The sequence below is a fragment of the Streptomyces pluripotens genome, from assembly GCF_000802245.2.
In the GTDB taxonomy this organism is placed as follows: Bacteria; Actinomycetota; Actinomycetes; order Streptomycetales; family Streptomycetaceae; genus Streptomyces; species Streptomyces pluripotens.
Window position 1 is genome coordinate 3,632,387 of record NZ_CP021080.1, and the last position, 21,765, is coordinate 3,654,151.

Sequence of the window (21,765 nt, forward strand, 5' to 3'; positions counted from 1 at the left end):
GGGCGGGGTCGCACCTGCGGACAGAGAAAGGCCCGGTTGCTGGCGACGGGGGATGCACCAGCAACCGGGCTATTGGAACGGTAACAAGAGATCGGCAGTTCGCAAATTCGATCTCGGTCATTCGGCCACCGAATTCCCTGTCACGAGGGGGAGTTGTGACGGGATTCACCTGCACACCGGACTGGCGTCACGGCTGACCGGCCAGTCAGCCGTGACGTCTCGTGTGGGACGTCAGCTGAGGGTTACCTGCCGGTTGGTCAGACCGCCGCGTGCCCGGCGTTCGTCCGCGGTGAGCGGCTCCTTGACGGCGAGGGCGGCTTCGAGTCGCTCGGCGAACTCGGCGGCCGGCTTCGCCACATCGTCCGCCGTGACCCGGCTCGGCAGGTCCCAAACCGGCACGGTGAGGCCGTGGGCACGGAAGGAGCCCACGAGCCGGGTACCCTCCCCGAGGCTGGAGCGGCCAGCGGCGTGCAGCCGTGCGAGAGCGTCCAGGAGCTGCTCCTCCGGGTGCGGCATCACCCAGCGCAAGTGGTTCTTCTCCGGGGTCTCGCACCAGTACGCGGCATTCAGGCCGACCAGTCTCACCGTTGGGATGGCGGCGGAGTTCGCCCGTTCCAGGGAGGCGGTCACCTCCGGGGTGGCGTTCTCCGCGTCCGGCACCCAGAACTCGAAGCCGTCGTGCACCACAGGCTCGAACGGCGCCTCGGCATCGAGCAGGTCCTGCAGTCGCGGACCCTCCGCGGGGGCGCGGCGTCCCTGCACCGGTGTGCCGGGCTCCGCCTCCAGAGCGCGCTGGAGAGTGTCGGCGAGGTCGCGGCTGATGTCGCCGGACGCCGTGTCGTTCTGCAGACCGATCAGGACCGAGCCGTCGTCGCGGCGCAGCGCCGGCCAGGCCATCGGCAGCACCGTGGCGAGGGTGACCGACGGGACGCCCTCGGGCAGGCCGTCCTTGAGGGTCAGCCGGACCGTGGCGGCCGGGACCAGCTCACGCAGTGCCACCCAGTCGCACTCGCCCGGCAGTCCCTCGAACGGACGCTGCACCAGTTCGGTCGCGGAATGTGCCGCGGATCGACCGTGGCACGCCTTGTAGCGCCGTCCGCTGCCGCAGGGGCAGGGCTCACGGGCGCCGACAACCGGGATCTCTCCGTCCGTGATCTGCGGGCGCTTGGCCTTCGTCTGGGGTCGCTTCTTGGCCATCGTGGGTGTCTCCCGGTTACGGCTCTTCTCGTACGGTCGGGAGCCTAGCCGTTTTGGCCATGACAGACGGGAACCTGTGGACAACGCCGACGCCGACGCCGACGCCGACGCCGCCGCCGACGGTGCGTACCCGTGGAGCATCCACCGGGGGCCGGCGTGCCGGAGGCCAGCCCGCGGCTCCGGCGCCCTCCCGGTGTCCCCGGGCCGGCCAGGCCTGCGGACCGGCCCGGGCGCTGGGTCCGGGGTTTGGGCCAACTCCTGGAACGTGTCCCGGGGTCAGGCCAGATCCTCGAACGCGTCTGCGAAGTCCAGGCCGGCCAGGTCCGGAAGAACGGTGTCCGGGAGCGTCCCGTCCGCAAGGGTCATGCCCGGGAGCGAGGGGACCGCGACGCGCGTAGTGAAGCCGTCGCGGTGGCACCCGGCATCCGGATCGTGGACGTCCCCGTGCACCACCACCCACACCGTCACCTCGCCCTGGACGTCGTCCCGGACACCCCACTCGTCGGCCAGAGCCGTGATGATGTTCAGGCCACGGCCGCCGTGCGCGGTCACCGACGGGGTGGCCGGCGCAGGGCGGGTCGGGCCGCCACCGTCCGTCACCTCGACGATGAGTCTGCCCCGGGCATCCACTCGCCACGCGGCACGGACATCACCGTGCCCGGACGGCATGTCCCCCAGGGGCCGTCCGTGCTTGCACGCATTGCTCAACAGTTCAGACAGGATCAGTACGGCATCGTCGATGACCGATTCCGATACGCCACCGCTGCGCAGTTGTATGCGCATCCGGTGCCTCGCCCGCCCCACGCCCGCAGGGCCATGAGGTACGGCCATGCTCGACGACGTGGGCACCTCCTGTGCCACCACCAACGCCACCCCCGAGACCTCCTTTGCCCCACGCCACGGTGTGGATGCCCCATTGGCCTGTACCGGAAACCGGCCAATCCTCTTCCGCTGACGCATTCCGAACGACTGTGCACGGAACGAACGCGCCGGAGCACTCCCGGTGACGAACGGCCGTGGTCGGCGGTCGTCGTCGGCTTTCCGTGGCTGGAATTCAGTGGTGTGGCCGAGAGTGGAGCATTCAGCAGGCGCGGTGCCGGGTCAAGGGTCGTGCACGGCTCCTTACCTACCTCTTGGGAGCCTTTCGGGCGCGCACCTTTCGGGGCCGCAGGGAGTCAGCGGCCGAGGTGTCCCAGCACCGCGCGGGGGCGGTTGGTGATGATGGCGTCGATGCCGAGGTCGACGCACAGGTCGACGTCCTCGGGCTCGTTCACGGTCCACACGTGGATCTGGTGACCGGCTCGTTTCAGCCGCTCCACGTACGTGGGGTGGTTGCGCACGATGCGGATCGACGGGCCCGCGATCCGTACCCCCGCGGGCAGCCGCCCGTCGCGCAGCCGGGGCGAGACGAACTGCATCAGGTAGACCGTGGGCAGTGTTGGCGCGGCGGCACGCACACGGTGCAGGGAACGTGCCGAGAAGCTCATGATCCGGACCGGGGAGTCAGGGGTGGAGGCCGGTGCGTCCAGGCCGAACCGCTTCAGCAGCATCAGTAGCCGTTCCTCGACCTGGCCCGCCCACCGTGTGGGGTGCTTGGTCTCGATGGCCAGCTCCACCCGGCGTCCGGAGTCGGCGACCAGCTCCAGCAGTCGCTCCAGGGTGAGCACGGAGGTGTCCGCCAGGTCCTCCGGCGGGGTCTCCCAGTCGGGCTCCTCGTCCCGTCCGCGCCATGCCTCGCGCGTCTTCCAGGAGCCGAAGTCGAGGGCGGCGAGGTCGGCCAGTTCCAGCGCGGAGACGGCTCCACGACCGTTGGAGGTCCGGTTCACCCGCCGGTCGTGGACACAGACGAGGTGGCCGTCGGCGGTTAGTCGTACATCGCACTCAAGCGCGTCCGCGCCGTCCTCAAGCGCTTTCCGGTAAGCAGCCAGGGTGTGTTCGGGCGCGTCCTCGGAGGCGCCCCGGTGGGCGACGACTTGAATGGATTGCTGTGGTGCGTGGGTCACTGCGTCATGGTGTCACCGTTGCGGGGTGGTGGCGGTGGCGAGGGTGCCTCTCTGTGGACGGTGGTGGCACACGCCATGCTCATTTATGTGACGTTTGCCTGGAAAATCCTATATAAAGGGTGGCCCTGGACCCACAGCCACCGCTTATGGTGCTCTGACGGCCCGTGGGAAAAGCTGACCGCGTACGACAGAAACACAGGACCATGCGCAGCTGCATCGAGACGGGCTCACGACGAGCGTGACCGCCCCGCCGAGCGTGAACGAGCGTGACCGAGTGCGACCGACGACAACAGCCGTGGATCGAGGAGAAGAGCTGTGAGCACCGAGAACGAGGGCAACGCGGTACCCCCGGCCCCGTCCGCACCTCCCGTGCCGGTGGCCTCTTCCGACAGTTCCCCCCAGGACCCTGCACCCGGGGGGAGCGCGCCGACGACTCCGCTGCCCCAGGTACCGCAGGACGCTCCGGCCACGCCGGGTACCCCGGCCGCACCCGAGCCGGCCTCCGCGCCCGCGGCGCCGGGCCACGGGCCCATGGCGGGGGAGGCAGGACCGTCCGGTCCCCCGCACGCTGCCGGCCCGGCCCCCGACGGCTCCTGGCCCCCTCCGCCGCCGCCCACCCCGGCCTACGGTGACGGCGCCTCCCACGGTGCTCCCTACGGCGCCGGTGCTGGCGGTGCCGGTTTCGGCGCTGGCGGCGGCTGGGGAGCGTCGTACCAGCAGCCCGCCCCCAAGCCGCGCAACGGTCGCGGCGGCCTGATCGCCGGTGTCCTGGTCGCCGCACTGATCGCCGGTGGCCTGGGCGGCGGCCTCGGATACACCCTGGCCAAGGACAGCGACTCCCGCGGCTCCACCACCGTCTCCGCTTCCGACAGCGGTGCCGCGCAGGTCAAGCGTGCGCCCGGCACGATCGCCAGCGTGGCCGCCAAGGCCCTGCCCAGCACGGTCACCATCGAGGCGGAGAGCAACAACGGCGAGGGCGGCACGGGCACCGGCTTCGTCTTCGACACCCAGGGCCACATCGTCACCAACAATCACGTGGTGGCCGACGCGGTGAACGGCGGCAAGCTCACGGCCACCTTCCCCAACGGCAAGAAGTACGACGCCGAGATCGTCGGCCACGCGCAGGGCTACGACGTCGCCGTCATCAAGCTCAAGAACGCGCCGTCCGACCTCAAGCCGCTGCCCCTCGGCAACTCCGACAAGGTGGCCGTCGGCGACGAGACCATCGCCATCGGTGCCCCCTTCGGCCTGTCCAACACGGTGACGACCGGCATCATCAGTGCCAAGAACCGCCCCGTGGCCTCCAGCGACGGCAGCGCCACCAGCAAGGCGTCGTACATGAGCGCGCTGCAGACCGATGCGTCCATCAACCCGGGCAACTCCGGCGGCCCGCTGCTGGACGCCACCGGTGCGGTCATCGGCATCAACTCGGCGATCCAGTCCACCAGCAACGGAGGCTTCGGCTCCGGTCAGTCCGGATCGATCGGCCTGGGCTTCGCCATCCCGATCAACCAGGCCAAGTACGTCGCCCAGCAGCTGATCAAGACGGGCAAGCCGGTGTACGCCAAGATCGGTGCCTCGGTCTCCCTGGAGAACACCACCGCCGGTGCGAAGATCACCGAGCAGGGCGCGGGCGGAGCCTCTGCGATCGAGCCGGGCGGTCCGGCCGACAAAGCGGGTCTCAAGCCCGGGGACGTCATCACCAAGCTCGACGACATGGTGATCGACAGCGGCCCGACCCTGATCGGTGAGATCTGGACCCACAAGCCGGGCGACAAGGTCACGATCACCTACAAACGGGGCGGCCAGGAACACACGGTGGACCTGACACTGGGCTCGCGGAACGGCGACAACTGACGCGCCGGCCCGCACACGCGTACGGGGGTGCCCGCACTGAGCGGCACCCCCTTCGCGCTGTCTCGCTCACAGCTTGAGCACACCGCACCAGGTCCATCCGGCGCCGACCCGTGTCCCGCAGGGGTTCCGCCATCTCCCGCGTGTCGAAGCGCAGGGCCTCGACCTTGTACGGGCGTCCGTCGGAGCCCCGCTCGTACCTCCACTGCCGGAACACCGCAGGTGCGTATCCGCGCCCGTACCGCTTGCCTCGCTGGCCGGCGGCCCGGGTCTGCCACCGCTCGTGCAGAGCGCGCACCTCGTTGCGCTCCGGGGTGAGGGCTGGGTGAGGGCCCGATCAGGAGGTGCCCCGAAACGCAGCCAGCGGACCCTTTGCCGGCCACGGACCCGCGCGAGGCCCGAGGCCGGTAGGCTGTAGCCGCTCCGCCCCAGGTGGGACGGGGCCGAGGTGGGTTGCCCGAGCGGCCTAAGGGAACGGTCTTGAAAACCGTCGTGGCGCGAGTCACCGTGGGTTCAAATCCCACACCCACCGCAGCAGCGAACGGCCCCTGACCAGGCGTTACGGTCGGGGGCCGTTGTCGTGCCCGCTGCCTGCCGGGCACCGCCGGAATCCGCGGTTTCCCGCGCTGACGGGCACGCGAGGGGCACGGCGGGGGCACGGACTCGCGGCGCGGTTCGAGCCGGTGCGGGGCTCCGGTAACGGTCGGTCGGCACCCCTGAGCCACAGCGCGTCTCTGACGGCGGGCGCGAACTGCGGCGGTTCATATCCTTGGAGCCATGCGGAACTCGGATGCTCTCCGCGCGGCGGTAAGGGCGCGGGCCACGGCCATGCTGGGCAACGAAGCGCCCGCGTACGACATGGGCTTGGAGATCCTGGGTCTCGCGAGCGTCGTGTTCCCTGCGGACGAGGGCGACGAAGCGAGCAGCGCGCTCCCGCTCCTCTGGGGCGAACTGACCGACTGGGTCGAGCTACATCCTGCGGAAGCGGGCCAGGCCGAGGCGTACATGGTCGACGCTGCCCGTGAGTGGCTGCTCGTCGAGGGCGACCGCGCGGCGGAGCGGCGCTACTTCGACCGGTGGCTTCACGATGTCCTCGGGTTCGAGCATCGTCCGGACGAACTCTGAGGCTGTCGGTGCCGTTCCCCTGCGGTCTGCTGGATATTTCACACCGGTGCGACCCGGTGTTCAGCGTGGGCCCGGTCAGGGATTGATCGGAATCTCGTAGACGATCTCGCAGTGCGCGGCGGGGATCACGATGTCCGCCGTCTCGACCGGTCGTCCCTGGTCGCTGTAGTACGTCCGCCGGATGTGCGTGACGAGCGCGGCCTTCTGGATGCCGAGAAGCGATGCCTCCTCGGCGGTCGCCTGCCTCGGTTCCGGGTGCTCCACGGCGTGGCTGACGGTGACTCCGATCGCGGCCATACGGTTCACGACCCCCGCGCCCGCGTGTGGCCCGCCCTCGGGAAGGACGACCAGAGAGCCTGCGGTGAGGTCGTACGGCTCCCAACTCGTCGACAGCTGAACCGGCCTGCCGTCCGCCAGGAACTCGTACGTCGTCCGGACGCACAGCTCGCCTTCGGTGATCCCGAGCCGCGCCGCGATATCGGCAGGCGCCGGCACCTTGGCATCCGTCCGGCTTTCCCAATCGCCCTGCCGACCAACAGCCTTCATGTCCGCCCGGAACGGTGACCCGCTGGGCTGCTCCCGCGCCGACGACCGTACGACCCGTACCCGCTGCCGGGGCTCCGCGACGTACGTGCCTGAACCGGCCCGTCCCTCCAGCACTCCTTGGGAGATCAGCAACTCCTGAGCCCTGCGCACCACGTTCTCGCCCACGCCGCACTCCTGGCCGATCTGGGCGCGCGAGGGAAGCCGGTCCCCCGGCTCCCATTCGTGCTCCGCGATCCGCCGCCGCAGTTCGTCGGCGATGCGGAGATAGGGCGGCTGCTCAGGCATATGGAAAATCTAGTCCACTAGCTCTAATCTAGTTAACTAGCTTCACTCAAAGTGATCGCCGAGTGACGGAGGCTGCCCTGTGCCCGCTTCGCGAGTGAGCGCGCAAGCCATCGCCGCCCGGCTGTCAGCCGCCGGGCTCACCACACGCGTGGACGAGCGCGACCGGTGCACGTCGATCGAGGCGGAGGTACCGGAATCACTCTCCGCCGAGACATGGCGGGAGGTCCTGGAAGCGCTGGCCGACGCCGACCGGTTCGGGCTTCTCGCCACCAACTTGAACGGCCGCACCCTCTGGGCGGTCGTACGCAAAGCGGTCCCCACGACGGGCGATGTCGGGGGACCGAGCCATCAGCGATAGGAGCTGAGCAGCGTGCTCAACCGTATCCGCCGCGCCGTCACGCTCGCCAGAGAGCGGTACGCCCCCAAGGGCAGGCACCGCCGCGCCCCGGAGCTGTCCCGGACGGCTGAAATGACGCCCACCGCGTTCGCCGCAGGACTACCGACCATCCCGGAGCGGAATCCGGGCACCCCGGACCACCTTCACCTGCTCCTGGACCAGGAAGACGTACTTGTCCGCCCCTACGTACTGACCCTGGAGGAGCGTGCACGGCGGCGTTCGTCGGTCATGGCGCCGCGCTGGTCGACTCAGGCACCGTCGACCATGGAGGCGGTCCACTGATGCCTCCACACCCACGACACCGCATCACGCAAACCTCGGTCGCCTCCTACCGCTCGGCCGCCTGCCGAATCGGCACCCACATCACCTGCACGGAAGCCGCTGCCTCCTCGACCCCGGTAGAGACCGGCCTGCCGGTGATTTACGAGACGTGCGACTGCCCTTGCCACTCGGCACCTGACCACTCCAAGCGATGGGAGGTGAAGCGGTGAGCAACTGGGCACCCGGGGGCGCTCTGGCATCCAACGTCGAGATCACAGCCGCCACCGTGCTGCGCGGCGACGTCATCCAAGTGGGCGGCCGGGCATGCCGGGTGAGAGACCTCTTCCAACTGCCCCAGGGCGCAAAGCAACTCCTCTTCGACTCGGGAGAGCTGCTGACCATCAACGGGCGAACCCGGCTCGTCGCCGTGCGGATGATGAGAAGGCGGTGACCGAGTCCATGACGTCTCGCCGCCTCATCGTCGCCGACGACCTGAGGCGCCAGATCACGACCGGATGCTTCGGGCCCGGCGACCGACTTCCTTCCGAATCCACTCTGGCGGACCGGTACAAGGTCAGTACGGCGACATTGCGCAGTGCCCTCGCGGCCCTCCAGGGCGAAGGCCTCGTCGAGAAGATCCACGGCAAGGGAAACTTCGTCCGCCGCCCTCTGCGTAAGGTCACGTACGTCGGAGGATGGGGCACGCTGGACCCCCGGACTGCCGCAGACGTGAATCTGCGCGTCACGGTCCGCACCACCGCGACCCAAGCCCGGGGACACCTGACGACGCTGCTGAGGGTCGCAGACGGAAGCCCACTGACCGAACTCCTCCACCTCAGTTACGAGGGGGACTCCCCTCACAGCCTGGCCCGCATCTACGTCCCCCGAGATCCGAGGTCGGCCACAGTGCCCGGCGTCAGATCCTCAAGGGCGTGGGCGGAAGCAAGCTTCTCCGTGCCGAACCCGCCGCCGGCCGAGGTCCGCGAAACGGTGTCCGCTCGGCTCCCGACTCCGGACGAGGTGTCGACCCTGCGGATCAACAAGACCTTGGCAGTCCTCGCGATCACTCGCGTTGCGACAGACAGCGCCGGACGGGTCCTCCAAGCCGCACTGATCGTCTTCCCGGGAGAGCGCGTCGACGCCGTCTTCACCACCCACCACGAGACTGACGAAAGGCAGGCGTACAGATGATGCCGCAGAACGAACTGCGACTTCTCCCGTGGTCGGGCCCGGACGGCAAGCCCTGCTACCTGAGCACCGATGACACCAGCGGCTTCATGTCCCGCCTGGCGGACAACATCGAAGCCGTACAGCTCGGGACGGCAGTCGAACTCCTGGAGCACGCGTTAGAAGTTCTCGGTGACCAGGACGCGTACCCCGATGACCTACGGCCCCTGCTGACCGAACTGACAAGAGCGCTCGGAGACGTGCTCCGCGTAGCAACCAGCCGCGGTCACCTCCTGGCGGTCGTCGAACCGCACGCTTGAGAGGAGCCGTCGAAGCCGCTGCCTGGGGTGCCCCTCACGGGCCTGTCTCCCCATCGGCGCTGTCGCTGAGCACCGGGAAGAAGCCCACGGCTCTGACCTCGTCGGACGCCGCGGGCTTCTGCCGTTGCTGGTTGGCCTCAGCTGGCCTTGGGCCGCTCAGCGGCGGCCGACCTCGGGCCTGTGGGTGCCGCTTCGTCATCGGAACAACTCGGGCCTCGGGCAGACCTCCAAAGGCTCGTCCGGCCGATCCGCCCAGCCCCACCAAGCATGTCCACAACCGCATCTGAGTAGCGACCGGCAGACGCGCCGGCCGTCGTCCTCCCGCCGGGAGAGCACCAAGCCACCAGGCTTCATGGGCTGATCGCACTCCGGGCACACCGGGGTGTCGTCGGTCATGTGGCGGACCATAGCGGAGGACCGCTCTGTCTCGAAGCGACCTGGGTGGACGTTCGGTCTTTGGGACGTCGTGCTCATTACATGCGCTGAGGGGCAGCAGGCCTCTGGGGCATCCGCCGTTGTTCGTTGGCGTGCGGCTTCCAGTGCGCGGGATCAGTGCACGTCAGCACAGTTCTCCGGGCTTAGGCATAGCCGTACCAGTGTCGCTGATGGAAGGGGGTGACCTGGGGCCGTCGTCCTGGACGCCTGTCACTGACGGTCGCCGCTGGTCACTGCTGAGCGGCCTCGGACGGCCCAGAGACGGCCCGAGAATCACGGCTTGCCCATGGTCTGACCAGCCAGCCTCTCGGCAAGGCTGTCACTCGCGCAAGATCTTCTCCAGATGCCGGATTGTGACCGCCATCTCCCGCTGAGTGAGAATGTGATCGAGCAATCGATCAACGCTGCGACCTGCGGCTTTGCTGTCGACGGTTGCCAGCGCTGGTTGTCGTTGACGGCCCCGGGTACGGCAACCAGTGCATGACTGTCGACCACCGGGATCACGAGATGTAGACATATCTGCACCTGGTAGGCAGGTGTGAGGCATGCTCGTCCACATGGATCCGATTACGGGCAGTGCAATGAGTGCCGCGCGAGGGTTTAGTGGCATAGCGGCTGCGGCCATCAATCGATACAAACCGGTTGGGGTCGTTCGATGTGGGAGTCCTGAGGACAGAGCACAGGCATATCGGCATTTCCTAGGAGCTCTCGCAGACCTAGACGTGACAAAGAGCGCCTGGGAGACGATAGGGAATGTCACCAATCCCGGTGATTTCAATCTCTTTGCGGACTTGACCGGCCGGTTCGTGTCGGCCAGCTCGGACGTTCTTGCGGCACTCCGCATCGTCCAACTCTGTGCGCCAGCGTATGTCATTGCCGCCGCGGAGGACGCCGTCGAGGCCCAGCTTAAAGACCAGGGGGTGAAGTTCAGGAAGGCGCAAGCACTTTTCATGGAAGCCGCGCGCCATGACCTCAACTACAACCCGAGTCGCTGGAATATCCTATCTCGACGCAAAGAGAAAAAGTACTTGAAGAGTGCTGGGCCACAGGAGAGTGAGCGGCGGCCCGACTGAGGTCGATGGAGTCACAGAGACTGCGCCAAGCTGACGGAGTCCCGTCCTTCGGCTGTGAACGGCGCCCCGAGCAGTCCTTGCGTCAGACTGCATCTCGGCGTGAACTACGAGCGGGGAGGTCGCTGAAGGCTCCTAGGCTCGTCGGACGGCCTGTGAGCGACACGTACGGTTGGAGTCGACGAGGTTGCTGTACTTCGCTGCTGCACAACCAGGACCGGTCACGACTGGCTGCAGCTGGTGGCTACAGTCAAGCGACAGTTGCGGGATTCCGGTGAAAGTCGTCAGACCAGGTATCTGCGGTGGCATACTTCGGTCATGGCTGAGATGACGAAATTGGAAGAACGTAAGATCCGTGACTACGTCGATTCCCAGACGTTGCCAGAATCTGGAGACGAAGTCACTATCGTGCAAAAAGTTGGTCGCCGAAGAGTAGCACGCGAAAATTACGATCTTTATGACGTTTGGATGTCAAGCGGTCAACGCTGGTGGGTCATCACAAATATGACCAACTTCTACCCTCAAGATGACTTCAAGGGCCTAGATCAGGCGTTCACATACCATCTCGGCCGCAACGCGGTTATTCGCGAGCAGTTCGCAGTACAGCCGGACGAAGAGCAAGTAGAGACCGTTGGGAAGCCCTGGCGCCGCTACGCTGGAGCTGTCGAAGCCTTGGCCACTGCCGAGGAAGCGGAGGACTTCCAGGCGGTAGGAATTCGATGTCGTGAGTCGCTGCTGGCTCTGGTGCGAGATAATATCGAAGCGTCCTGGGTTCGCGTCCACGGAGAACAGCCGCAAGTAGCTAACGCCAAAGCATGGTTTGCGATCTTCGCGAATAGTCTCAGCGCCAATAGCAAGCCGCGCGCATATTTCAAGTCGCTCGGCGAGCGAACTTGGGATCTCGCCGTGTGGCTGCAACATTACGTCGACGCATCGGCAATTGATGCAGAGATCGTACTTGGAGCGACACAAGAAGTACTCCGAACATTCGCCCTGCTGCAGGTCGATTACAGTCAACCAGTAGAACAGCGCTGCCCCAAATGCGACTCATATCAGGTCGTCGAGGAAAGTAGTAAGGTAATCGAAAAAGAAGGCGCTTTTGGCACGCTACTGCATGACGAATGTACGTCCTGCGGCTGGCGGTCCGAGCAGTCATTTGACGAGTGGCCCCGGGAGCGACTGCAGAGGCTGATCGACTACAAGACCGGCGCATGGAGCCCTCCCCGAAAATCGATGGAGGATCTTGAAGTCCGCGACGCCGACGAGGCGTCGTCATAGCGAAGGTCGGCGGAGCGGCTTTGGGCTGGAGCTGCTTTGGGGCGAGTGATCATGGCCCGTTAAGCTGACGGCGAGTCGGGCAGTCTGTGGACCTGACCGTTAAAGCACGACGTTGGGCCATGATCTTAGAGGCTCGCCCCAAAGTGGCTGCCTAAAGCCGTGGAGCCGACCGCCCCAGCCACAGCGGGTTTTCTCTGGCCTTCGCCCGCGTGCACGCAGCGCGCCGCCGGGCGCGGCCAGCCGGGGCGCAGACAGGAGGCAGGCCGCGCCGCAGAGGCGGCGTGCGCCCGCGCCGTGCGCGGGCCTTGATGAAGTAGGGAAAGTCTTATCCCGCTGGGATGAGGTGCTTGCCGTCGTGGCTGCGTACGTGGGGGCCGGCGCCGTCCAGGGCGTCCAGGAGTCTGATCGCGTAGACCTCGGACATGCGCTCGCTGACCTCGTCGGGTGTGAGCCAGGAGACGGCTGTGGACTCGCTCGATGTGCGTTCGGTGCCGCCGGATGGCTTGCAGCGGAAGACCAGGGCGACGATGCCTCGGGTGGTGTTCTTGTAGACGCCGGTGAGTTCGTCGACCTCGACGTGGATGCCTGTCTCTTCCCAGACTTCGCGGGCGACACCGGCTTCGGGGGTCTCGTCGAGTTCGAGTACGCCGCCGGGGAGTTCCCAGGTGCCGTTGTCGGCTCGGCGGATCGACAGGAGGCGTCCGTCTTCGCGCACGACCACTCCGGCTACGGATACGGAGTGCAGGGGTGGCGACGTGGCTTCCTGTGGTTGACTCATGTACAGGAGCATAGGAGGCAGGGAAGGGCTATGGGAACTGCGGTAGAGGGGGGCAGGTCCGGGCCTCGGTACGTGCAGATCGCGGACGAGATCGTGCGGCAGATCCGGGCGGGTGTGCTCAAGCCCGGTGACATGGTGCCGAGCGAATCGGAGCTGGTGGAGCGCTATGGCGTGTCCGGCGGCACGATCCGCAAGGCCATGGTCGAGGTGCGGGCGAGTGGGCTCGTGGAGACCCGGCACGGCAAGGGGTCGATCGTGAAGGACCGGCCGCCGGTGCGGCACCGTTCCTCCGATCGCTTCCGGCGTTCGCTCCGCCGAGGGGGGCAGGCCGCGTACCTCGCGGAGTCCGCGCAGTCCGGTGCCACTGCCAAGGTGAGCGTCCTCTACATCGGGCCCATGGAGGCCCCCGCGGACGCCGCCCAGCGGCTCGGTGTCCCGGTCGGCGCTCAGGTGCTCGCCCGGCGGCGCCTCTACTTCCGCAACGGGACCCCGGTCGAGACGGCCTCCTCGTATCTCCCGTGGGACGTCGTGAAGGAGATCCCGGAGCTGTTCGCCGAGAACCCCGGCGGCGGTGGGATCTACGCCCGACTCGAAGACCACGGGCACGAGTTCGCAGAGTTCGTCGAGACGTTGCAGGCGCGGCCGGCGTCCAAGGCGGAAGCCTCCGAACTGGCGCTCAGCCCGGGTGCCCCGGTGGTTCACCTCATCCGGGAGGCCCGTACGACGGCCGGGCTCGTGGTGGAGGTGTGCGACACGCTCATGGCTGCTGACCAGTTCGTTTTCGAGTACCGGATCCCGGCTGCCGACTGACGCTCGCTCAACTTCCCGCAACCCGTCGTGACTTCGATGTCGCGGCGGGTTGACTCATGTACAGGAGTGGTGCACTCTTCTTCATGTCACTCATGTACATGAGTGGCGGAGTTCGTCATCTATAGAGGAGTGATCCGCTGTGCGTCAGATCCCCGTCGACACCTCCGCCGCGACTGTGATGGTCGCCAAGACTCCGCAGCTCAAGGTCCGTGACCGCCGTACCGGTGAGATCGCCACCGACGCCGAGACCGGGGCGAAGCTGATGACCGTCGACGTGATGTTCGCGGCCAACGACGAGGTCGAGATCCTGTCCGTCACCGTCCCGGAGACCGGCATCTCCGGTGACCTGACCATGGGCACCCCGGCCGCGCTGACCGGGCTGATCGCCCGGCCGTGGGAGAACGAGTTCAACGGTCAGAAGCGGCACGGCATCGCCTTCCGCGCGGTCGCCGTGACCTCGCTGGCCACTGCGGGCACGGGTTCGAAGGCGGCCTGAGCCATGACATGGCCGACGGTCTTACTGCTGGTGGTCGTCGCCGCTGCGGGTCTCCTGCGGTGGCGGCGTCCCGCCTGGTACTGGCTGACCTTCGGGGTCGTCTTCGCCGGTGTGCGCGTCCTGGTCCGCTACGCCTCCGTTATGGAGGCCTGCGGGCTGACGGTTCCGCCCTCGCGCTGGCGGCTGATGCTGGCCCGGATGGGCAACCGCCCGGCGCCGGAATCCCGCGCGCCGCGCATCCTGCGGCTGCGGCCCACCTACACCGGCCTGGTCCTCAGGCTCAAACTCCGCCCGGGGCAGGACGCCTTCGACGTCGCTGCCGCCTCGGACCGGTTGCGCCACTCCTTCGGTATGTACGGCGTGACCTCCCGTGAGCTGCGTTCCGGTGTGGTCGAGATCCGGATGACCGGCTACGACGTGCTCAAGCGGGTGCAGATGCCCGCCAAGACCGACACCCGGCCGATGCGCATCCCGGTCGCGCTGCGGGAGGACGGCTCCGTCCACTACCGCGACTACCGTGCCGTCCCGCACGGTCTGACCCTCGGGGCCACTGAGTCCGGCAAGTCCGTCTATCAGCGCAACCTCGTCGCCGGGCTCGCCCCGCACCACGTCGCATTGGTCGGCATCGACTGCAAGCAAGGCGTCGAACTCTTCCCGCTGGCCCTCCGGTTCTCCGCGCTCGCCGACAACCCCGACACCGCACTGGAGCTGCTGGAAGCGCTGGTGTCCCACATGCAGGACGTGTATCAGCTCATCCGCGCCGAGCAGCGGATCAGCGTCGCCGTGCCGGACGCGGAGATCGCCGCCGACATCTGGGACCTGCCCGAGGATCTGCGGCCGGTACCGGTCGTCGTGCTGGTCGACGAGGTCGCTGAACTCGCCCTCTTCGCGAGCAAGGAGGAAGAGAAGCGGCGGGACAGGATCATCACCGCCCTGGTCCGCCTCGCCCAACTCGGCCGTGCGGCCGGCGTCTACCTGGAGATCTGCGGGCAGCGCTTCGGCTCCGAACTGGGCAAGGGCATCACCATGCTCCGCGCCCAGCTCACCGGCCGCACCGCACACCGCGTCAACGACGAGACGTCCGCGAACATGGCCTTCGGCGACATCGCCCCGGACGCCGTCCTCGCCGCCATCCAGATTCCCGCCGAGACGCGCGGCATCGCCATCGCCGCTGACTCCACCGGCGGCTGGCACCGCATCCGCGCCCCGCACACCTCACTGCGCCAGGCCGTGAACATCTGCAACAAGCACGCCGACCGCACTCCCGAAGTGCCCGCCCTCGCGCCCTTCCGGCCTGCGGTCGCCTCGCTGCCCTCGGTCCGCGTCCGGCTGTCGAAGACGGCCCCAGCGACCGCCTGACTCGCACACCCCCACACCCGACACCCCACCCCCGCCCCACGGTCGGCGCGACCGTCCTCCGCGCCATGTCCCTACCCCCGCCATGCCCGATGACAGGAAGGAGCCGTGATGGCCCGCCCCGCTCTCCGTGTCGACGCCGTACTTGTCCAGGCCGTCATCGCCGGGGCGCTGTCCTTCGCCCACCTGCATGACCTTGCCGCCGCTGCCGGGCAGACCGGGTGGAAGGCCTGGGCCTACCCGGTCTCCGTCGACCTGCTCCTGGTCGCTTCCTGGCGTCGGCTGCGTGCCGACGGGCCGTCCCGGCTGGCCTGGTGCTGGTTCGTCGTCGCCCTGGTCGCATCCCTCGGCGCCAACGTCGCCACCGCCGGGCTCCTCGACGTGAACGCCGTCCCGGCCTGGCTGCGCATCCTCGTCGCTGCCTGGCCCGCGCTGGCCTTCATGGGCGGCACTCTTCTCGCCCACTCACCCACGGGCCCCGCCCCGGCCCCCTCGACATCCTCCGCCCCGGCCCCGGCCCCGGCCCCGGTCCTGGCCCCGGACGCCGCACCCGAAGGCGGCGTGTCCGAGCCGGCCACCACCCCGCAGCCCGAGCAAGCCCCTGCCCCGCCCCCAGCAGTGCCGGTCCCGGCCGCGCTGATCGAACACGCCCGCAAGGTCGCCGACGACCACCACGCCCGCACCGGCACACGCATCGACACCGAAACCCTCCGCGCCCGCCTCGGCGTCCCGCCACCCCTCGCCGACGCCATCGCCGCCCAACTCACCTGACCAGGAAGCGAGACACACCGTGACCCGTGACCCGGCCGACCTGACCGCAGCCGACTACCTCGACAGCGCCCGCGAGATGACCGCCGCCGACCGGCCCTACCTCGCCCACCTGCTCGCCGAGGAAGCCGCCCGACGCACCACCGATCCGGCCACCGCCGCCCGTATCCGCGCGGCCTACCCCGACCCGACCGCAACCCGACAGGAGACCGACTGACATGCCCGCCCGCGACTTCTTCCACTCCGTCATGCGGATCGGCCCCGTGCAGATCGGCACCCACCGCGACCGCCGAGGCCGGACCAAACACGCCGCCGTCTGCACCAACGACCGCTGCGGCTGGTCCGCCGACTACTCCAGCCAGTCCGCCGCCCAGCTCGCCGCCCGCACCCACCGCTGCCGCGTCAGCTAGGAGGCCGCCCCCGATGAACGTTCCGCTCTGGCTCGCCCTGCTCGCCGTCGGCTACCTCGGCGTCAAGCTCATCCGCCCGCCCTGGTGGCTCATCGCCGTACTCCTCCTCGGCGGCTTCCTCCTCGCCCACAGCGTTCTGGCCCCCGTCGTCAACGGCTTCGTCAAGTAGCACGGCCCGAAGGGAGAACACCGATGCTCCGCCCGAAGATCCCGACCAACCCCACGCCCACCGGCCACGTCACACCGCCCGCGATCACCGAGCCGACCAGCGTCGCACCGAGCGTTCAGGTTCCGCCCGCTGCTCCGGTCGCCCCGATGCCGTCCCGGCCTTCGGTGCAGCTCACCCCGGGCACCGCCCTCGCCCTCGTCTGCGGCGGAACGGCCGTCGTCCTGGTCGTCGGCGCCGTCCTGGTCTCCCTGCTCCTGGCAGTCGCCGTCACCGGCGCCTCGGTTGCCGTCTGCGCCCTGGTGATCCGTTCCCTCGTCCACGCCGACGCCGACGCCAAGCGACGCTGACCGGCCCCCGGGCGGCCTCGATACCGCCAAGCATCCGCCGCCCGGGAGCCGTCCCTGTCCGATCTCACAACCGGAAGGAAGACCCCAGCATGGCGCATCGCGCCTCTGCCGTGCCCGCTGCCCCGCCGCTCGACCCGACCACCCTCAAAGACCTCCTACGGGTCGCCTCGGCCCCCGACTACACCCGCTGGGAGGACCAGATCCGCCGCACCGGCGGCTGCTCCGACCCCATCCACCTCACCGGCTGGACCCTCCACAAGGACAAGACCACCGGCGAGACCCTGCACCACTACACCACCGCCACCGAACCCGGCGGACGCCTCCGGCTCGCCTGCGGCAACCGCCGCGCCTCCCGCTGTCCTTCCTGCGCCTGGACCTACGCGGGCGACACCTACCACCTCATCCGCGCGGGCCTGGCCGGAGACGACCGCCGCGACATCCCCACCACCGTCCGCGACCACCCCCGCGTGTTCGCTACTCTCACCGCCCCCTCCTTCGGCCCGGTCCACAACCGACCCGACCGTGGCGCCTGTCGCTGCGGTGTACAGCACGCCTCGGACGCCCCGGAACTGGGCACCGCCCTCGACCCCGCCACGTACGACTACGCGGGTGCCGTCCTCTTCAACAACCACGCCGGACAGCTCTGGCAGCGCTTCACCACCCGCCTGCGCCGTGAACTCGCCGCCCGCATCGGCCTCACCCGCCGAGAACTCGCCGACCGACTCCGCGTCTCCTACGGCAAGGTCGCCGAGTTCCAGAAGCGCGGTGCCCTGCACTTCCACGCAGTGATCCGGCTCGACGGGCCGGACGGACCCGGAACACCGCCACCCGCCTGGGCCACGGCCGACCTCCTCGCCGACGCGATCCACGCAGCGGCGGCGCACTCCTACACGTCCGTCTCCGTCCCGTCCGCCGGGGACCAACCGGCCCGCTCCTTCAGCTGGGGCACGCAACTCGACGTCCGTCCAGTGAAGGCGTTCGGTGACGGCTCCGACATCACCGAACAAGCCGTCGCCTCGTACGTCGCCAAGTACTCCACGAAGGCGGCAGAGAACACCGGCACCCTCGACCGGCGCATCGGCGAGCTTGCCGAACTCGACCGCCACGACATCCCGGACCACACCCGCCGACTCATCACCGCATGCCGCGACCTGGACCGGCTGTACCCGGACCGGCGCCTGTGGGCCTGGGCTCACATGCTCGGCTTCCGCGGCCACTTCTCCTCCAAGTCCCGCCGCTACTCGACCACCCTGGGTGCCCTGCGCCAGGCACGTGCCGACTACCGGGCCGCGCAAGAGGCCACGCCCCTGGGACTGGACGACCGCGAGCCGGACACCGTGCTCGTCCTCACCGACTGGCAGTACGCCGGACACGGCCACACCCCTGGTGAATCCGCCCTCGCCGCCACCATCGCGCGAGGAATCCAGCTCAACCGCGAGACCGCCCGTGACGCCCTGTCCGGGCAGCCCGCAGACGAGGGGGAGTGGTGACCATGGACCGCCTTCTCACCGTGGACCAGGTCGCGGAACGCCTCGGCACCGGGGCCCGCTTCCCCCGGCGCCTCATTGAAGAACGCCGCATCACCTTCGTGAAGGTGGGCCGACACGTCCGCATCCCGGAGACCGCCGTGGAGGCGTACGTGAGCGACAACACCGTGGAACCGATCCGCCTGCGGCCCGCCGGGCTGAGGAGGGCTGCCTGATGGCCGGCAAGCGCAAGTCCCGCCGGGGCTTCGGCCGTGTCCGCAAGCTCCCGTCCGGTCGATTCCAAGTGCGCTACCCCGGGCCGGATGGAGTGCTGCGCCCTGCCGACCGGACCTTCGCCACGACCACGGACGCCGACCGCTGGCTCATGCGGAAGCGCATCGAGATCGAGGAAGGGCGTTGGCTGGACCCGGCCGAGGGGCAGACGACCGTGCGCGACTGGTCCGCCCGGTGGCTTGCCGCTGTGTCGCCGCAGCTCAAGCACAAGACTCAGGCATCGTACAAATCCTTGATCAACTCGCTGATCAATCCGGCACTCGGAGATCGTGAACTCTCCAGCCTCCGGCCGATCACGATCACGGAGTGGGTCGGTGCGATGCGGACCAAGGGGCTCAGCGCCTCGCGCATCCGCCAGGCGTACCGGGTGCTGTCGCAGATCACGCAGTCCGCCGTCGACAACGACATGATCCCTCAGACACCGTGTCGGGGCGTGAAGCTGCCCCGTATGCCGCAGACCGAGCCGCACATCCTCACGCCGCTCGAAGCGTCGCGCATCGTCAAGAGCGCGACCAAGCCGCATGACCTGCTGATCGCCCTCCTTGCGTACGCGGGCCTGCGGGTGGGTGAGGCGTTCGCCCTGCGGCGCGTGGACATCGATGTGTCCGGCGGTTTCGTCCTGGTCGACGAGAACCTGGCCGAAGCGAACGGCGCTCTGGTCTTCGACACTCCCAAGTCGCATCAGAAGCGGTTGCTCCGCGTGGGCCCGTCCCTCGCCAAGCGGCTCGGCCGGCACCTGGAGACTCTGCCCGGCGGGGAGGACGCGCTCCTCTTCACGACCCCAGGTGGCAAGCCCCTGCGCTACAACCAGTGGCGTAAGGCGTACTTCGACCCCGCGGTGTCGGCGGCTGGGCTGACCGACGTGACCCCGCACGATCTCCGTGCCTCACACGGCAAGTGGGTCGCGGACCGGTACGGCGTGATGACCGCTGCCCATCGGCTCGGTCACTCGAACGCGAGCGTCACCACTCGGCACTACGCCCGGCCGGTCGCCGGTCGCGATGATCAGGTGGCCGAGGCGGCAGATGCATGGCTCGGAGAGGAGGGAGAGGGCGGCAACTCTGAGGTTCACCAGCCGCATTGAATGTCCCTGATGCGCTGACGCCCCTGGCCAGGAACATGGTCAGGGGCATCGCGTTGCGCGGCAGACAAATGGTCACGCCCTGCTTCCTGCCCCGTGGCGGACCTCAACGGCTCGAAGGTCTGGGGCTCGACCTGGCCGATTCCCGCCTTTGCTCAACGCATATGCATAACTACTCTGCGTGCTCATGGGGAAAGTAGTGCGTCTGTACTGGGGATGCATGGTGGCTGCTGCCTTGGTCGTTGCATGGACCCAGCGGTGGGCGTTGCCGGTGATCGTGGCTCTCTCGGTCGGCGTCTCGGCCTACGTCGCCTTCCAGGTGCCGGTCTGGTGCGGGGCGGTCAACCGGGACGGCCAGACCTACTGCCGCAACAACGCCTATGGCCTCTTGATGGGTTGCTCGAAGCGTCAGCACCGGTGGCAGAAGATCAAGATGATCGTCCTGCGCAACAAGGTCGGGAACGTGGGGCGGTCCGTGTTTCCCACAGCCAAAGACAAGTTCAATGGCGTTCTTGCTGTGGGGGGCCTGCTGTCGGCAATCGCCGCGGTGATCGTTCCCGTTGTGACTGGCGGCTGAGCGGGCACGGCCATGCGTTGGGGCACGCAGAGGGCACGGTGAGCGTGGTTGCGGCCGTGGCGAAGCCGCTTCGCCGGTCTGACCTGCGCGGGAGCGGAGAAGGCCTCTGACCGGCGAAAGGTCTTGAAAACCGTCGTGGCGCGAGTCACCGTGGGTTCAAATCCCACACCCACCGCGCAGCAGGTCAGAGACGTGCAGGTCAGAAGGGGCACCCCTTCTGCATGTGTATCCGTCTCCCCTTGATCCGGCGGTGCTCGGCCGTCGGCCGGTGCACGCGGCCAGCCTGGCCAGGGTCCAGGACGCCTTGCTCTCGCTCTTGCTCTCCTGCCCTTGTGCCGGGTGCGACGCTTCGGCACAGTGAGAATGACTTCCGGGAGCGAACAGCCGTGAAGGCCCTACGCAGAATCGACGCGACGCTGCCACGAGACCGGCATCCAGAACGGGTCTGGTACACGTCCTACGGTTCCAACACGCACCTGGACCGGCTCGCCGCCTATATTCGGGGCGGGCGCCCGCCGGGCGCGGCGAGGGAGTATCCGGGGTGCCGCGACCCTGCCATGCCGGTGCGGTCGATTCCGGTGGAACTGCCCGGAGCGATGTACTTCGCAACCGAGTCTCCCGTGTGGGGAGGTGGAAGGGCCTTCTACGATCCGCGAGCGGACGGGCGGGTACTGGCCAGGGCGTACTCGGTGACCACCGGCCAGTTCGCCGACATCGCGGCCCAGGAGATGTACCGCACGCCAGGTCCGAGCGTGGCCCTGGACCTGGACGTGATCGACGTTCTCACGACTGGGCGCGCCGAACTGGGCGAAGGCCGCTACGAGACGCTCGTGTGCGCAGGTCAGGTGGACGGCATACCGGTGCTGACGTTCACCGCACCGTGGGGGGTGAACGACGTGCCGTGGGTGCCCCCGTCCGCTGCCTACGTCCGCTTCCTGGCGGCGGGTCTCCTGTCCGCTGGTGCATGGGACCTGGATGCAGTGGCCTCATACGTGGCGAGCCGCCCCGGAGCGGTCGACCACTGGACGGCTCAGGACGTCGCCGACCTGGTCCATGGCGGAGGGTGACGAAGTCCCGGTCCTGGGCGGAGCGGGACGGGACGGTGCACGGCGCGGCACGAGTTCGGACCGGACACCTGGGTGCAGGATCAGTTCCGCAGCGGATCAACCACGGTGCGGAGCCTCGCGTGCCACCCGAGTGCACGCATATCGGCGCACCGGCGCGTTTGCGGCCACAACCGACGCAGGAGTTCGCAGCAGGGAGCGTGCCCCGACG

Annotated in this window: 27 protein-coding genes and 1 tRNA gene; 23 read left to right on the plus strand and 5 right to left on the minus strand. The window is 68.3% G+C overall.

From position 1 onward, the window contains the following. Nucleotides 1-231 precede the first annotated feature (231 nt). From LK06_RS16310 to LK06_RS16320, 3 genes are all read right to left on the minus strand, one after another. A complete protein-coding gene (locus tag LK06_RS16310) occupies nt 232-1,197 on the minus strand; it encodes a DUF5926 family protein (RefSeq protein WP_039654909.1) in 966 nt (321 codons plus the stop codon). A 276-nt stretch (nt 1,198-1,473) separates the two neighbouring features. Then, nucleotides 1,474-2,157, minus strand: coding sequence for an ATP-binding protein (locus LK06_RS16315; protein ID WP_043432953.1), 684 nt, complete (start codon nt 2,155-2,157; stop codon nt 1,474-1,476). Between the two features lie 215 nt (nt 2,158-2,372). Further along, nucleotides 2,373-3,200 (minus strand): glycerophosphodiester phosphodiesterase, encoded by an 828-nt coding sequence (locus LK06_RS16320; RefSeq protein WP_039654907.1) that lies wholly within the window; start codon nt 3,198-3,200, stop codon nt 2,373-2,375. A 315-nt stretch (nt 3,201-3,515) separates the two neighbouring features. Here LK06_RS16320 and LK06_RS16330 point away from each other — a divergent pair, with 315 nt between their 5' ends. The 3 genes from LK06_RS16330 to LK06_RS16340 all read left to right on the plus strand — a co-directional run bounded on the left by LK06_RS16330 (nt 3,516) and on the right by LK06_RS16340 (nt 6,179). Beyond that, a complete protein-coding gene (locus tag LK06_RS16330; protein ID WP_043407199.1) occupies nt 3,516-5,057 on the plus strand; it encodes a S1C family serine protease in 1,542 nt (513 codons plus the stop codon). 444 nt (nt 5,058-5,501) lie between these two features. Beyond that, nucleotides 5,502-5,586: transfer RNA gene (locus tag LK06_RS16335), tRNA-Ser, on the plus strand. Between the two features lie 245 nt (nt 5,587-5,831). Then, nucleotides 5,832-6,179, plus strand: coding sequence for a hypothetical protein (locus LK06_RS16340; RefSeq protein WP_043432954.1), 348 nt, complete (start codon nt 5,832-5,834; stop codon nt 6,177-6,179). 75 nt (nt 6,180-6,254) lie between these two features. On the opposite strand, the gene LK06_RS16345 is transcribed toward LK06_RS16340, so the two are convergent. Then, nucleotides 6,255-7,010 carry a GntR family transcriptional regulator gene (locus tag LK06_RS16345; protein WP_043432955.1) on the minus strand — a complete coding sequence of 252 codons (756 nt, stop codon included), beginning with the start codon at nt 7,008-7,010 and terminating at the stop codon, nt 6,255-6,257. A gap of 79 nt (nt 7,011-7,089) precedes the next feature. Here LK06_RS16345 and LK06_RS16350 point away from each other — a divergent pair, with 79 nt between their 5' ends. From LK06_RS16350 to LK06_RS33205, 7 genes are all read left to right on the plus strand, one after another. Continuing rightward, nucleotides 7,090-7,368: a hypothetical protein gene (locus tag LK06_RS16350; RefSeq protein WP_043432957.1), complete on the plus strand. Its 279-nt coding sequence runs from the start codon at nt 7,090-7,092 to the stop codon at nt 7,366-7,368. 12 nt (nt 7,369-7,380) lie between these two features. After that, nucleotides 7,381-7,689 (plus strand): hypothetical protein, encoded by a 309-nt coding sequence (locus LK06_RS16355; protein WP_043432959.1) that lies wholly within the window; start codon nt 7,381-7,383, stop codon nt 7,687-7,689. 205 nt (nt 7,690-7,894) lie between these two features. Then, entirely contained in the window at nt 7,895-8,119 is a 225-nt protein-coding gene (locus LK06_RS16365; protein WP_043432962.1) for a hypothetical protein, read from the plus strand. Nucleotides 8,120-8,127: 8 nt separating this feature from the next. Next, entirely contained in the window at nt 8,128-8,859 is a 732-nt protein-coding gene (locus LK06_RS16370) for a GntR family transcriptional regulator (RefSeq protein WP_043433019.1), read from the plus strand. Beyond that, complete coding sequence (locus LK06_RS16375; RefSeq protein WP_043432965.1) at nt 8,856-9,155, plus strand: hypothetical protein; 300 nt, start codon at nt 8,856-8,858, stop codon at nt 9,153-9,155. The genes LK06_RS16370 and LK06_RS16375 overlap by 4 nt, the downstream gene beginning before the upstream one ends. A 980-nt stretch (nt 9,156-10,135) precedes the next feature. After that, a complete protein-coding gene (locus tag LK06_RS16385; RefSeq protein WP_159025304.1) occupies nt 10,136-10,663 on the plus strand; it encodes a hypothetical protein in 528 nt (175 codons plus the stop codon). Nucleotides 10,664-10,978: 315 nt separating this feature from the next. Next, complete coding sequence (locus LK06_RS33205; RefSeq protein WP_159025305.1) at nt 10,979-11,938, plus strand: hypothetical protein; 960 nt, start codon at nt 10,979-10,981, stop codon at nt 11,936-11,938. 325 nt (nt 11,939-12,263) lie between these two features. On the opposite strand, the gene LK06_RS16390 is transcribed toward LK06_RS33205, so the two are convergent. Next, nucleotides 12,264-12,728 (minus strand): NUDIX hydrolase, encoded by a 465-nt coding sequence (locus LK06_RS16390; RefSeq protein ID WP_043432968.1) that lies wholly within the window; start codon nt 12,726-12,728, stop codon nt 12,264-12,266. Between the two features lie 18 nt (nt 12,729-12,746). Here LK06_RS16390 and LK06_RS16395 point away from each other — a divergent pair, with 18 nt between their 5' ends. From LK06_RS16395 to LK06_RS16455, 13 genes are all read left to right on the plus strand, one after another. Then, nucleotides 12,747-13,526, plus strand: a complete 780-nt coding sequence (locus LK06_RS16395) for a GntR family transcriptional regulator (protein ID WP_052318882.1) — start codon at nt 12,747-12,749, stop codon at nt 13,524-13,526. A 139-nt stretch (nt 13,527-13,665) separates the two neighbouring features. Continuing rightward, the gene (locus tag LK06_RS16400; RefSeq protein ID WP_043432973.1) at nt 13,666-14,022 is read left to right on the plus strand and encodes an SCO3933 family regulatory protein; all 357 of its coding nucleotides are present in this window, start codon (nt 13,666-13,668) and stop codon (nt 14,020-14,022) included. 3 nt (nt 14,023-14,025) lie between these two features. Continuing rightward, on the plus strand, nt 14,026-15,381 hold the full coding sequence (locus LK06_RS16405) for an FtsK/SpoIIIE domain-containing protein (RefSeq protein WP_043432976.1): 1,356 nt from the start codon (nt 14,026-14,028) through the stop codon (nt 15,379-15,381). A gap of 108 nt (nt 15,382-15,489) precedes the next feature. Then, nucleotides 15,490-16,149 carry a DUF2637 domain-containing protein gene (locus LK06_RS16410; protein ID WP_043432979.1) on the plus strand — a complete coding sequence of 220 codons (660 nt, stop codon included), beginning with the start codon at nt 15,490-15,492 and terminating at the stop codon, nt 16,147-16,149. A 19-nt stretch (nt 16,150-16,168) separates the two neighbouring features. Continuing rightward, entirely contained in the window at nt 16,169-16,363 is a 195-nt protein-coding gene (locus tag LK06_RS16415) for a hypothetical protein (protein ID WP_043432982.1), read from the plus strand. Nucleotide 16,364: 1 nt separating this feature from the next. Then, on the plus strand, nt 16,365-16,556 hold the full coding sequence (locus tag LK06_RS16420; RefSeq protein ID WP_043432985.1) for a mobile element transfer protein: 192 nt from the start codon (nt 16,365-16,367) through the stop codon (nt 16,554-16,556). 13 nt (nt 16,557-16,569) lie between these two features. After that, the gene (locus LK06_RS16425) at nt 16,570-16,725 is read left to right on the plus strand and encodes a hypothetical protein (protein WP_086083360.1); all 156 of its coding nucleotides are present in this window, start codon (nt 16,570-16,572) and stop codon (nt 16,723-16,725) included. A gap of 23 nt (nt 16,726-16,748) precedes the next feature. After that, nucleotides 16,749-17,072, plus strand: coding sequence for a hypothetical protein (locus LK06_RS16430; protein ID WP_043432987.1), 324 nt, complete (start codon nt 16,749-16,751; stop codon nt 17,070-17,072). Nucleotides 17,073-17,161: 89 nt separating this feature from the next. Continuing rightward, complete coding sequence (gene repSA, locus LK06_RS16435; protein WP_043432990.1) at nt 17,162-18,562, plus strand: replication initiator protein RepSA; 1,401 nt, start codon at nt 17,162-17,164, stop codon at nt 18,560-18,562. 2 nt (nt 18,563-18,564) lie between these two features. Continuing rightward, a complete protein-coding gene (locus LK06_RS16440) occupies nt 18,565-18,774 on the plus strand; it encodes a helix-turn-helix domain-containing protein (RefSeq protein ID WP_043432993.1) in 210 nt (69 codons plus the stop codon). Further along, nucleotides 18,774-19,916 (plus strand): tyrosine-type recombinase/integrase, encoded by a 1,143-nt coding sequence (locus LK06_RS16445; protein WP_043432995.1) that lies wholly within the window; start codon nt 18,774-18,776, stop codon nt 19,914-19,916. The genes LK06_RS16440 and LK06_RS16445 overlap by 1 nt, the downstream gene beginning before the upstream one ends. Nucleotides 19,917-20,100: 184 nt before the next feature. After that, nucleotides 20,101-20,490 carry a hypothetical protein gene (locus LK06_RS16450; RefSeq protein WP_043432997.1) on the plus strand — a complete coding sequence of 130 codons (390 nt, stop codon included), beginning with the start codon at nt 20,101-20,103 and terminating at the stop codon, nt 20,488-20,490. A 386-nt stretch (nt 20,491-20,876) separates the two neighbouring features. Beyond that, nucleotides 20,877-21,557, plus strand: a complete 681-nt coding sequence (locus LK06_RS16455) for a histone deacetylase (RefSeq protein WP_071659299.1) — start codon at nt 20,877-20,879, stop codon at nt 21,555-21,557. Nucleotides 21,558-21,765 lie beyond the last annotated feature (208 nt).